Source organism: Rothia sp. ZJ932 (genome assembly GCF_016924835.1).
In the GTDB taxonomy this organism is placed as follows: Bacteria; Actinomycetota; Actinomycetes; order Actinomycetales; family Micrococcaceae; genus Rothia.
Genome location: NZ_CP070480.1, coordinates 588,011 through 600,313 on the forward strand (window position 1 = coordinate 588,011; position 12,303 = coordinate 600,313).

Below are 12,303 nucleotides of genomic sequence, written 5' to 3' on the forward strand. Positions count from 1 at the left end.
ACACCCAGCTTCGTGTACGGCGGGTACAGCCGGTGTATGGCAAGTTGCCAGACGCTGCGAGCGGTGGCTTGCGCGTCCTCTCGCAATGGCATCCCTATGAGCTTGAACTGTCAGCCTTTAAGTGATTAAGCCCGCTTAATCCCGGAATTTACAGCTTTAACTTGTTCATCGTAGCCTCGGTGTGGTTAGATGGAAGAACCAAAGACCGCCGGTCACTGGATATTTCTGTGCTTGTTAGCTCTCAAGGCAAGCAAACGCTGAAATGCCCATCGAAGAACTCGTATGAGTCGCCTGCGTAGGTGAAGAACTTGACACACCAAGCTTGAATTTTTAGCTTGCGTATTTCATGCCTCGACGCCTTCGCTTCGAGGCTTTTTTTATGGGTTCAAAACTGGCCGGTGTGTTTAGAAAAGATCGGAAGGAATACCATGGCAACAGCAGAAAAGGCAGCTGTAGTTGTAGAGCTGAAGGAACGTTTCTCAAGCTCCAACGCAGTTGTACTCACTGAGTATCGTGGTCTCTCAGTTGCGAAGCTCAAAGAGCTTCGCCGCGCTCTCGGCGCAGAGACCGAATACGCCGTGGTGAAGAACACCCTAGCAGGTATCGCTGCTAAGGAAGCTGGCATCGACGCGTTCGAGGGGCAGCTTGCAGGTCCTAGCGCAATTGCATTCATCAACGGTGAATTCATTGACGCTGCAAAGGCACTGCGTGACTTCGCCAAGGAAAACCCCCAGCTTATCGTCAAGGGCGGCTTCTACGAAGGTGAAGCTCTTGATGAGGCCGGTGTCAACCGCTTCGCAAACCTCGAATCACGCGAGGTTCTGCTGGCAAAGGTTGCAGGCGGCGCGAAGGGTGCGCTCTCCAAGATTGCACGCACCGTGGATGCCCTGCGTATCAAGCTCGAAGAATCAGAAGGTGCAGCACCTGCGGCAGAAGCAGCAGAAGAAGCACCCGCAGAGGACGCAGAGTAATACTTTTCCTCACGGAAGGTGTCACCACCTCACCTGATACTTCAGGTAGCCCGCACCTGCGGGCGGTAGATTACAAGATTTTTCAAAGGTAGGGAAAACCCTACACTGATAAAGAAGGAGCCTCACAATGGCTAAGCTTTCAATCGAAGAACTCATTGCAGCATTCAAGGAACTCTCACTCGTAGAGGTTTCAGAATTCGTTAAGGCATTCGAAGAAGAATTCGACGTAACCGCAGCAGCTCCCGTCGCAGTTGCAGGCGTAGCAGGCGGCGACGCTGGTGCAGCTGAAGAGCAGACCGAATTCGACGTAGTTCTCGAATCAGCTGGCGATAAGAAGATCGCAGTTATCAAGGAAGTACGTGCGCTGACCTCACTGGGTCTGAAGGAAGCTAAGGATCTCGTTGACTCAGCTCCCAAGGCTATCCTCGAAGGCGCTTCAAAGGAAGACGCAGAGAAGGCAAAGGAAGCTCTCGAAGGCGCTGGCGCAACCATCACCCTCAAGTAATTCTTTTACTTTTTGCTCCTACAGAATGGCAACGTTCTGCAGTGAGAATCGACAAGGCGGTACTCGTTACGAGTGCCGCCTTGCGGCTTTAACGGGGGTGGATGCGTCCGCCTGCTTGGAGAGCATACGTTCCTAGGAGTTTTTCGGGGCTGGGTAGGGAAGGGGAGTAGCCGTACGGGTGGCACCTGCACGGGGTAGGATGATGAGATGCTCACCGGAACCTTGTGACTTGCCCCGACATACTGCGGTGTTGATAGCGCTAACGAATTGTGCAATGCCTAGAATGTAGTAGGCAAACGTTTGACATAACGGAAGGTACCCGTCACCTGTGGATATTTACGCCCCGCGCACCGATGCTACTGAACTGCTTGAAGCTGCCGAGACAGCCTACCTACAGCACGCCCAGACTGTGCAGGAAGACCCGGAGTACCCCAAACTGCACCTAGCCCCACCGGTGGGTAGGCTCAATGACCCCAACGGCTTGCTCTACGACAACGGCGTGTACCATGCTTTTTACCAGTACTCACCGCTCCACCCCACTCGCGCAGTTTTTTGGCGTCACGCCACCAGCACCGATTTGACACGCTGGGAGGACGACCAGACCGCTATTGCCCCGGTGACCTGGTACGACAAATCCGGTTGCTACTCGGGCTCAGGGTTTATTGCCCCCGACGGTACTTACGAATTTTTCTACACCGGCAATATCAAAGACGATAATGATGTACGTAGCGTCTACCAAGCCATGTTCGTATCAAAGGATCAGGGCAGGACCTTCGAGCGTTTAGAATCAAACCCCCTCATCGCCGATCAGCCCGCAGGCTACACCGCCCACTTTCGTGACCCCCACCTTGTAGAGCGTCATGGCGCGTACGCCGCGGTGCTCGGTGCTCAACGTGAAGATCTGACCGGTGCAATTGCTTTATACACTTCGGAGGATCGCCGCAACTGGAACTTTGAGGGCGAAATCGAGTTCTCTGATCCTGCGTTGCACGCCATGGGCTACATGTTGGAATGTCCAATTCTTTTTTTGATGGTTGATGAGGCAACTGGCGAAGAGAAAGATGTGATGATGTTCTGCCCGCAGGGCATGGAGGCTGAGGGTGAGAAATACAACAACATTTATCAGTGCGGGTATGTGGTGGGAAAACTGACCGGCACATCATTTGCTGTGGAGCAGGCATTTACCGAGATTGACGCTGGTTTCGAGTTCTACGCCCCACAGACCGTTCACAAGGCTGAAGACACCCACGGTGCTCCTGTGCTGATGGCGTGGATGGGCAACGCCGAGCAAGACGATCAGCCCAGCTGGGATAAGAACTGGGTGCATATGCTCACCTACCCGCGTGAACTTTCCTTGCGTGGCGGCAAAATCTACCAGCGTCCTGTCTCGCAACTGGAACGAGTGTTACCGCTTGAGCCTGTAACTGTTGGTGCTGATGGTGTTATCGCTCAGTTGGGCGGACGCCGCCAGTTTAGGCTAGCGGGCACCGCTAACCTCAGTCAGGGCGACGTTCGAATTGTACTTACTGATGGTGCAAGCGACGCTGTTATTCTTACCCTTACGCAAGACTGTGCTGTGCTGGATCGCAGCGGAACCCGCTATCAGGTAGGCGGAGCCACCCGTCGTCGCATCCTGCCGCTCAGCGATACTAAGGATTTCGAAATGCTCTTTGACGGTTCTGCCGTGGAAGTCTTTGTCGACGGCGGTAGAGAAGTCTTTACCAGCCGCGTCTTTTTGCATGAAGAACCGGGGGAGTTGCGCGTTCGCGCCACTGCACAAGGAGTTCTCAGTAACGTTCGTGTAGGCGTTATGGACCGTTAGCGAAAGCATGAAGAAAAACCACCTACTTTCTCACCGAGTGTAGGTGGTTTTTCAACTCTCATTGCCAAACCTCGCGGTGGTGATGCATTTCAGCGGATGCTGTTCTGGGGCGAAGAAATCATGGCTTTCAAGCGGTAAACCTACCAAGTTTTGGTACTGACCCAGCCATACAAAATATGCGAGCCCGATAACAAGCAATGATAGGATTACACTGTATCTAAACTCAACGGTGAGCGCTGACATATGATCTCACCGGTAAGCAAGGAGGGTCTTCGCATGGCAGGCTTTTTCTCAAAAATTTTTGGTGGATCAAGTAACGAGCAACAGGCGCCGGTGGCTCCGGTAGCTGCGGCAACCGGTGGTAACCAGCTAGTACTGGGCGCTCACATGAACGGTACCGTTCACGAACTTTCTCAGGTTTCTGACCCCACTTTCTCCACCGGTGCGCTAGGACCCGGTGCAGCTATCGAGCCCACCGAAGGCGTCCTGTACGCTCCTGCTGACGGCGAACTCACCGTAGCTTTCCCCACCGGTCACGCCGTCGGCATTCGCACCCCCGAAGGTGTAGAGCTGCTCATCCACATCGGCTTCGACACAGTAGAACTCGATGGTAAGCACTTTGATATTCAGGTTAAGAAGGGCGACAAGGTCAAGCGCGGCGACGTACTGGTGAAGTTTGACCTTGAAGCAGTCAAGGCAGCGGGTTACGACATCACAACCCCCCTTGTGGCAACCAACCACAAGCGAATCGTTGCCTCAACATCTCTGCACCAGAGCACCGCTGGTTCAGCGCCCATTACCGCAGGTGATGACTTCTTGGTCTACAGCTTGAACTAGTAAAACTTCTCAGTGCTACGGCATTGTTGTAACAGCAACCGCTCCACGACGGAGCGGTTGCTTTTTATATCATGACGAGGTTCTACACCCACATTCGCCGAAACTCGCACCGCACTAGGGCAGACGCATGGTACTTTAGAATTCAATAGACCGGACCACGCAGAAAAGAAGCAGTCCCGGTTTCCTCCTGTGGAAGGTGCTTTCATGAAGATTACCGTGCGCGAAGCGACGGCTGCTGATATCCCCGGTGCCATTCACGCCCTCGTCGATGGATTCAGCAAAGACCCCGTCATGAGTGGGGCGCTCGGTGGCTCCATGAAAATAGAACGCATTCGTGCCCTCTTTGAACTCCAGATTCGCACCCAGTATTCCCACGCCGACCAAGGCAGAGTAGACGTCGCCGTCGATACCTCAGGTAAAGTTCTTGGGGCTGCGCTCTGGGCAACCCCTCACAAATCAACTAGCTTTGTGGACGAGCTCAAACAAGTAGGTGAATACGTTCAGGTTCTGCGAGGCTCCCTTATCAGCGCCGCTCTAACCGAGTACAAGCTGCTCAAAGCGCGTCCAGTCTTCAAACACTGGTATCTGTACACCATTGGCGTACATAAGGACGCGCGCGGTCACGGGGTTGGTAGCGCCCTCCTTGACTTCCGCCGCGAACAGCTGGGTGAATATCCCGCCTACCTAGAAGCCTCTACATATAACAGCGCAGCCCTCTACAAACGTCACGGTTTCGTAGAGCTTGGCGGTTACGGCAAACTCTCCAAAGCAGCCATCGGCATGTGGCACCCGGCACCGATCTCATCCATCGACAAAAACCACGCGACCGCCAGATAAGACGCCCCAGCCCACTTCACACTAACTCATCCAGACGAAAGAACCTTCACGTGGCACACCCCAAACTGCACGACGTTGCTGCGCTCGCCTGTGTTTCTGTAACGACTGTATCGCGAGTGCTCAATAACCGCGGCTACCTGAGCGAGGCAACCAAAAATAAGGTTTTTGCTGCGATTGAAGAACTTGATTACCGACCGAACGCTATCGCCCGCTCCTTGCAAAACCAGCGGACCAATCTTATAGCCCTTATCTTTCCCACCATGGTTAATCCTTTTTATGGGGAGATTGCCACACACCTTGAACGGACTTTGTCGGCGCGTAATTACAGGGTGGTGCTGTGTAATAGCCAGGGGCACCCGGCACGTGAAGAACGCTACCTTGAGATGCTACGTGCCCGACAGGTCGATGGCATTATTACAGGCGCTCACTCAGAGGTGATTGCTACCTACCCTAAACTTGACGCGCCATTGGTGACCATTGACCGTGAACAAACCGATAAGTACCCCAATATTCGTTGCGATAACTACGGGGCTGCGCAGCAGGTGACCAAAATGCTGATTGAAAGTGGGGCGCAGTCGATAGTGCATATTGCCTCAACTATCTCTGCTACGAACGAGCGTCAGCGCGGTTATACCGAGCAGATACTTGCCGCAGGATATGAGCCACAGATTCTTGAAGTCGGTTTCACCACCGAATCCGAGCGCAAACGTCACCTGATTGAAGAGTATCTCAACGAGCATCCTGACGTAGATGCTGTGTTTGCTTCTAACGATGTGTACGCGGCGCACACTTTATCATGGGCACAGAAAAACGGTGTGAAGGTTCCTGAGGATCTTCAGATTATTGGTTTTGACGGTACCGAGGCGTTACGCACCCTTTTTCCGCACCTTGCAACCGTGGTTCAGCCGTTAGAGGCTATTGCCCAGCGGGCAGCAGACCACCTGATTGCCGCTATCGAGAATCAGCCCCTTGATACTGATGCTTCTTTAGATGTTCTCAAAGCTGATATCTTGATGGGGAAAACCCTCCGCAAGTAGTTCCTTTACAGTGCTGGGGTTAGGGCAGGGGAAGATAGCCTACCTGCTCACCGGTAGCTGCCCCCTGTGCGGGTACAACCGCCAGTACATCAGCTCGGGCAAACCCCCCCAGCATGTGAGACTGCGAGCGCTTGAGGACGTGCAGGGCACCTGCTTGCCACCGGGCAGGTTGAAGGGCAATACTCTGTTTGCCGGTGCCTGGGTGAGCGGCGGCAATTGGGGCAGTAGCAAGGGTCGATAGCGGACGCGAGTACGCGGCATCGAGTGCTACGGGCACATAGGAGCACAGGGCTGTGTAGGCAGCGAAGGGGTTGCCGGGTAGACCGAGTAAGATGCGTCCATCTGGTAACAGCGCGGCGAGGGCGGGGTGACCGGGGCGTACTGCCACGGATTCGAAAATATAGGTTGCCTGCAGCCGTGCCAGGGTGGAACGTACCATGTCTACGCCGGAGGTGCTGGAGCCGCCGGTGACCATGAGGATCTGGGCGTCGGTGGAGCTGATCCAGGTATCGAAGGCGCCCGGAGTGTCTGCTAGACGTTCGGTGCGTGCAACCTGCGCGCCGTAAGCCTCAAGGAGGGGTTCGGCAAAAGAGGAGAATGCATCACGTACCTGACCGGGGCCGGGTACACCGCTGGTAATTACTTCGTTGCCGCTAAAAGCGACGGCGACGGTGACGGGGTTGAAAACATCTACGGTGTCGATGCCGCCCATAGCCAGGGATGCGCCCAATCTGGGGGTCAGCGTGGTGCCTGCGGTGGCGAGGGTAGCTCCGGCTGCGCGTTCTTCACCTGTGCGGCGCATATCTGCTCCCTCACGGGGAGCTTCGCCGAGGGGTTCTATGTAGCTGTGACCGTCACGGATGAAACTGCGTGAATGCTCACTGCGCAGAATACTGGTGGCACCTGCCGGGAGTAGACCGCCCGTGAAGATGGGGGTTGCGGTGCCGGGGGTGAGGTCAACGGTGATGCGGTGAACGTTGGCGGTGGGGTCTTGAGGGTAATCCGGGTAGATGAGTTGCCAGGGCGGAGCACCTGCGGTGGCGTAACCGTCCATTGCCGATGAGTCGTAGTGGGGTACGGCAAGGACTGTGGTGACATCTGATGCTAGGGTGCGACCGATTACCTGGGAGAGGGGAAGCTGCTCTCTAGCAATTGAGAGGTGTTGAGTAACAGTGCGGTGGAGGTTTTCGCGAGCCCGGTACCAGCTGATCGACGGCAGATGGTGGCTCATCGGTCGCCGCCAGCGGTGGGCTGATCGAAACCACTGGTACGTGCCTGCTCCCAGGTGTCTACATCATCAATGGAGCGAGCGGGTAGCTCAATAGTCTCGGGGTTTAGAGTTCGCAGGGCTGAGCGCACGGACTTATTGTCCATTTCGCCTTTGAGCGCCTCCACCAGCTGATGTGTTCGGTAGATTCCGGCAAGAGGTTGCAGTACTCCTCCAGCTTGGCCCATAAAACCCACCTGATGGTTGGCTTGAGCTGCTGCAGTCAACAGCGCCGGTATAGCTTCTGCGATGTGGGGCATATCGACGCTGAAAATAGCCGTCCAGGGGGCGTAATCGCCAGTGGACTTAAGGACGCGCGCACCGGCTGCAAGCGCAGCGGCGGGACCCGAGAATACGGGTTGTTCGCGGGTGAGGTGAACTTCCGGGGGCACAGGCAAATTTTCAGGACCTACAACCACCTTATATTTAGCGCTTGAAACAGCTAACAGGGTTGAATCCAGAAGGGTCACTGCACCGTTACTCAAAAGTGCTTTCGGGGTGCCACCTAGACGCGAAGAACGTCCGCCCGCCACAATGATTGCGTTGTAATCCATGGGTTTTAGCCTCCGGCAAAGGGAGGCAACACATCGACGCGGGTAGCCCCTGCAAGCGAGGCAGTAGCGGGGGAGGACTCGCCATCAATCAGGAAGGAGCACTGTGCAAGTACCTGCCCCAGACTCATGCCTGCGGCAGTGGTACCGGTGAAACGGGTAGGCAGGTAATTGAGCAAGGCAGCTAGGGTAGGCTCCTTCAAATCCTCAAGGGAAACTTCTGCTGAGCTGGTACCTGCAGCGGCACGCGCTGCCGCAAAAAAGTGAACATTCACAAAAATTAACCTCCGATAGCGCTCATGGAGCGTTCTGGTTGCACAAAGTCTTCAGCTTCAAAACCGGCACTGTTTTTGCCGTGTGCCGCAGGCTTACTCCACATAGCACCGCGCCAGATATCGGCGACTTCTTCATCGCTGGCACCGCTGCGCAGGGCACCCATAAGGTCAGTTTCGGTCAGCGAGAAGAGGCAGCTGCGTACCTTACCATCAGAAGTGATACGGGTGCGTGAGCACGCTGAGCAGAAAGGCTCGGTAACTGAGGCGATGATGCCGATTTGACCCAGGACGCGCGTCGTCCCTTTTTCCATGACGTCCCACAGCATTGCCGGTGAGCTTTTGCGGGGTACCGGGTGCGGGGTTAAATCGTAGGTGCGCTCTACCATCTCGCGCATCTGGTGGGCGGTAATCATATTGTCACGGTCCCAGTTGTGGTCTGCATCCAGCGGCATTTGTTCAATGAAACGTAGTTGGTAGCCGCGCTCTAACGCCCAATCTACGATTTCAGGGGCTTCGTGGTCATTCACGCCGGGCATGAGTACAGCGTTAATTTTGATGGGGCTGATACCCCGAGAGGCAGCGTAGTCGATACCGCGGATGACATCGTCCAAGCGGTCACGGCGGGTGAGCTTGGCGAAAGTTTCGCGGCAGATAGTGTCCATTGAAACGTTCAGGCGGGTAAGACCTGCATCAATCAACTCGTCGATCTTCTTTTCAAGACCGATACCGTTGGTGGTGACAGAGAGGGGAACCTCGGGGAACTCCGCGCGAATTTGACGCAAGATTTCGGGAAAGTCAGCGCGCACTAAGGGCTCACCGCCGGTAAAACGGATTTCTTCAACCCCCAAATCACGCACGCCAATACGGGCAAGGCGCACTACTTCATCAAGAGAAAGCAGATTATCTTTGTGCAACCACTGCAACCCTTCAGCTGGCATGCAGTAAACACAGCGTAGATTACACTTATCAATGAGTGAGATACGCAAATCGGTAGCCGTGCGCCCCCACTGGTCAAGCAGTTTGCGACCACCAAGCGGGGGAGTAGAACCGGGTACGGTATTGCCGTTGGCGCCTCGTACAGAGATAGCGCCTAACGGTTGGGCGGTAGACATGAAAGCAACCTTCAGTAAATTTGCATATTTCAGGTAATAATTAGATTAGCCCACATTGGGCAGTCATACCATCTTGCTATGATACGTAGGGTTATTACAAGGGGGAATAGATATGCCGGGCAGAGCACAGGTGCTGTTTGCTACCCTTGGTCTTACCTTGCTGAGCGCTTGTACACCAAGCAGTGATCCCACCGCTAACGCCGCTGATTCCTTGGTTATTTTCGCGCCAGCGTCCCTCGCAGATGCCGGTGCAGAACTCGAAAAAAGTTTCGAAGCCAGCCACCATGTTGAGATAGAAATCAACTATGCAGGCACGCCCACGCTGATTCGCCAGCTGACAGACGGTGCTAGAACTCATATTCTGATGACAGCAGATGACGCGGCGATGGAATCAGCGCAGGCGCAACTACCGGAACTCAGCACCCCCGCCCAGAAATTCGCGGGCAATCGCCTTGTACTCGCTACCGCACCGGGCAACCCCGCTGGTATTTCGGCTGTGACCGACCTGAGCCAAGAGGGCGTACTCACCGGGATTTGCGCGTCCGATGTTCCCTGCGGCAGATTAGCCACCACCTTTTTAGAATCTCAGCAGCTAGAGCTAAGTCAGCCGGTTGAAGAAACCTCCGTGGCAAAGGTCGCCACAAAAGTTGCAACTGCCGAGATTGACGCAGGTTTTATCTACACCACCGACGCACAACACCTGTCAGATTCAACGGTGATCACTCTTGAGGGTCTTCCTTCCAACACCTACTCTCTTGCCTTGATGACGAATGAGAGCGTGCATCCGGCAGCCGATGACTTTGCCCAGTGGATCACTGGGGACGTCGCGCAAGACATTTTGAGTGCCTACGGATTCGAGAGAGCATAAATGCCACGCGCTGCCCTTGACCGTACCCTGATGCCCCGCTGGTTTTTTATTCCGGTGGCGGTAGCCCTTGTTCTGACTACGGGCCCCTTACTGGGGCTAATGCTTCAGGTACCCTGGAGCAACCTCGGGGAGCTGCTCACCGCCCCCGGTATCGCGCAGGCAACGACGCTTTCAGTGACTACAGCACTGGTGTCTACGGCAGTGTGTATTGCACTCGGCGTTCCGCTGTCACTGTGGATCGCTCGGGTGCTTCCTCGCAGCCGTCACTCATCGCTAGCTCATATTCTCCACGCAGTGGTATACGCTCCGGTGGTGCTTTCTCCAGTGGTGTCGGGTCTTGCACTGGTATATTTCTGGGGCAGACGCGGTTTGCTCGGTAGCGTATTAGCGCAGTGGGGAATAAACATCGCTTTCACCCCGCTAGCAGTAGTGCTCGCCCAAGTTTTTGTTGCCCTACCTTTTTTCGTGGCGACCTACATGAACGTTTTGCGTACCGTGCCGGTTGAATACGAAGAAATAGCACTCACAGAAGGTGCTAGCCCGTGGCACATCATTATCAAGGTGCTGTTGCCGCTGACCTTACCCGGTCTGGCAACAGCCGCCCTCCTGTCTTTTGCAAGGGCTTTGGGGGAGTTCGGCGCGACCCTCATGTTCGCCGGTAATTTGGAGGGCAAAACCCGCACCCTACCGCTCAATATTGAGCTAATGCTTTCATCAGCAGATACCGGCGCTGCACTCGGTAGTGCCCTAGTGATGATTGCTCTCTACCTGCTACTTGGTGCTCTTTTTGCCCTGGGCAAAGTGATGCGCAGAAAGGCATAAGCTGTGGTTTCTTTTTTCACCTCTGCACACAACCTGAGCCCGAACAGCTACGTCGATGCTCTGGCTGCCTTGCTGGGGGGCTATCTTCCCAGCGCTACACAGAGTGTGCCGCTGGCACAGGCCGTCGGCAGGGTCTTGGCATCCGATGTACTTGCCGCCCACAGCTCACCCACCTTCGACAACTCTCAGATGGATGGTTACGCGCTAACAGCCGTCTCTGCCCGCCGCGAGAACCGGGTCTTCACCGTCGGGCACGATATACCGGCAGGTTTTAGCGGCAATGTAGTGTGTGATGACGATATCGCCTACCCCATTATGACCGGCGCTCCGGTGCCCGCTGGCTACGGTGCCATCGTGCCGGTTGAACGTTCACGGGTGGTTAGCGCAGATGCGGACGCGCAGGGTTTCGCAGCTGAGGGGCAGCAGGTTGAGCTTGAACAAGTAGCACCGGGCACCTTCATCCGCACCGTGGGCGAAGATATTCAAAAGGGGGAGCTTCTCGTACCAGCTAGCACCCTACTCACCGCTGTTCACGTGGGTGTTCTCGCCGCCCAGGGAATCGCTGAGATCATCGTACAATCAAGCCCGCGCGTCCTGCTCTATACCGGTGGCGAAGAAGTCACCACCGGGCAGCTCACTGCCGGGAAAATCTATGACGCCAACGCCCCTATGCTGCGCGGACTGCTTGTCGCAGACGGCATAGATGATGTGTATACCCGGCAGATCAATGATGACCCGCAGTCTCTGATTAAGGCTCTAGAACACGACTGTGCGCAGCTCAACCCCGATCTGATTCTCACCTGCGGGGGCATCAGCGCCGGCCGCTATGAAGTGGTGCGTAACGCACTCACCTCCCTGAACACCTCACAGAAACAAACCAACAGCGGTATGAATGCTCTCTCTTGGTTTGGTCACGTCAGCCAGCAACCCGGAGGCCCTCAGGGAGTGAGCCTCCTGAACACCGGTCAACGGCAGGTCCCTTTTGTTTCGCTCCCCGGCAACCCCGTCAGCACCCTGGTGACCTACACTGCGCTGCTCCGCCCCTCCCTCGTAGCCAGCAGGCACCTAGCCCCAGCGCGTGTACTGGTCGCTCAAGCATCACTCACAGCCGAACAACCAGTTTCTGGTCTAGAACACAAAACTCAGTTCTGCAGAGGTATCGTTCGCCTGAACCCGGCAAACGGCGCCCTTACCTGCCACCTTCACGGTGAGACCGGCTCACACCTTTTACACGCCGCCTCAGAAGCAAACGCCCTCATAGAATTCGAGCCCAGTAACAGCTACGTACCGGGTGATAGCGTAAAAGTACACCTGCTCCCGGGCGCACTTTTTCACTGACCCAAGAAAAACCAAAAGAAAGATTTTTCGTGAACATACCCCACCACCTCACCCACGTCCG

Annotated in this window: 13 protein-coding genes; 9 read left to right on the forward strand and 4 right to left on the reverse strand. The window is 55.4% G+C overall.

Features of this window, described 5'->3' with window-relative positions; genetic code table 11:
• The first annotated feature begins 428 nt into the window (after positions 1–428).
• The 6 genes from rplJ (at position 429) to JR346_RS02735 (ending at position 6,009) form a co-directional block, all read left to right on the forward strand.
• Entirely contained in the window at positions 429–971 is a 543-nt protein-coding gene (rplJ, locus tag JR346_RS02710; protein WP_204877862.1) for a 50S ribosomal protein L10, read from the forward strand.
• 127 nt (positions 972–1,098) lie between these two features.
• Positions 1,099–1,476, forward strand: coding sequence for a 50S ribosomal protein L7/L12 (gene rplL, locus JR346_RS02715; RefSeq protein ID WP_204877861.1), 378 nt, complete (start codon positions 1,099–1,101; stop codon positions 1,474–1,476).
• 328 nt (positions 1,477–1,804) lie between these two features.
• Positions 1,805–3,298, forward strand: a complete 1,494-nt coding sequence (locus JR346_RS02720; protein ID WP_205483001.1) for a glycoside hydrolase family 32 protein — start codon at positions 1,805–1,807, stop codon at positions 3,296–3,298.
• 276 nt (positions 3,299–3,574) lie between these two features.
• On the forward strand, positions 3,575–4,135 hold the full coding sequence (locus JR346_RS02725) for a PTS glucose transporter subunit IIA (RefSeq protein ID WP_240333994.1): 561 nt from the start codon (positions 3,575–3,577) through the stop codon (positions 4,133–4,135).
• Between the two features lie 204 nt (positions 4,136–4,339).
• The gene (locus tag JR346_RS02730; RefSeq protein ID WP_205483004.1) at positions 4,340–4,972 is read left to right on the forward strand and encodes a GNAT family N-acetyltransferase; all 633 of its coding nucleotides are present in this window, start codon (positions 4,340–4,342) and stop codon (positions 4,970–4,972) included.
• Positions 4,973–5,022: 50 nt separating this feature from the next.
• Complete coding sequence (locus tag JR346_RS02735) at positions 5,023–6,009, forward strand: LacI family DNA-binding transcriptional regulator (RefSeq protein WP_205483013.1); 987 nt, start codon at positions 5,023–5,025, stop codon at positions 6,007–6,009.
• Positions 6,010–6,028: 19 nt separating this feature from the next.
• On the opposite strand, the gene JR346_RS02740 is transcribed toward JR346_RS02735, so the two are convergent.
• Genes JR346_RS02740 through moaA form a run of 4 tightly spaced genes read right to left on the reverse strand, consistent with a single transcriptional unit; the run spans position 6,029 to position 9,214 of the window.
• Entirely contained in the window at positions 6,029–7,240 is a 1,212-nt protein-coding gene (locus tag JR346_RS02740; protein ID WP_205483015.1) for a molybdopterin-binding protein, read from the reverse strand.
• Complete coding sequence (locus JR346_RS02745; protein ID WP_205483024.1) at positions 7,237–7,830, reverse strand: molybdenum cofactor guanylyltransferase; 594 nt, start codon at positions 7,828–7,830, stop codon at positions 7,237–7,239. Before JR346_RS02745 ends, JR346_RS02740 begins: the two co-directional genes overlap by 4 nt.
• A 5-nt stretch (positions 7,831–7,835) precedes the next feature.
• Positions 7,836–8,102: a MoaD/ThiS family protein gene (locus JR346_RS02750; protein WP_204877854.1), complete on the reverse strand. Its 267-nt coding sequence runs from the start codon at positions 8,100–8,102 to the stop codon at positions 7,836–7,838.
• Positions 8,103–8,107: 5 nt separating this feature from the next.
• Positions 8,108–9,214: a GTP 3',8-cyclase MoaA gene (moaA, locus tag JR346_RS02755; RefSeq protein WP_205483026.1), complete on the reverse strand. Its 1,107-nt coding sequence runs from the start codon at positions 9,212–9,214 to the stop codon at positions 8,108–8,110.
• A gap of 112 nt (positions 9,215–9,326) precedes the next feature.
• Between moaA and modA the strand changes: the two genes are divergently transcribed.
• Genes modA through JR346_RS02770 form a run of 3 tightly spaced genes read left to right on the forward strand, consistent with a single transcriptional unit; the run spans position 9,327 to position 12,242 of the window.
• On the forward strand, positions 9,327–10,082 hold the full coding sequence (modA, locus tag JR346_RS02760; protein WP_204877852.1) for a molybdate ABC transporter substrate-binding protein: 756 nt from the start codon (positions 9,327–9,329) through the stop codon (positions 10,080–10,082).
• Entirely contained in the window at positions 10,083–10,904 is an 822-nt protein-coding gene (locus JR346_RS02765) for an ABC transporter permease (protein ID WP_240333995.1), read from the forward strand. It begins immediately after the preceding gene.
• A gap of 3 nt (positions 10,905–10,907) precedes the next feature.
• Positions 10,908–12,242: a molybdopterin molybdotransferase MoeA gene (locus JR346_RS02770; protein WP_205483029.1), complete on the forward strand. Its 1,335-nt coding sequence runs from the start codon at positions 10,908–10,910 to the stop codon at positions 12,240–12,242.
• The last annotated feature ends 61 nt before the right edge of the window (positions 12,243–12,303 follow it).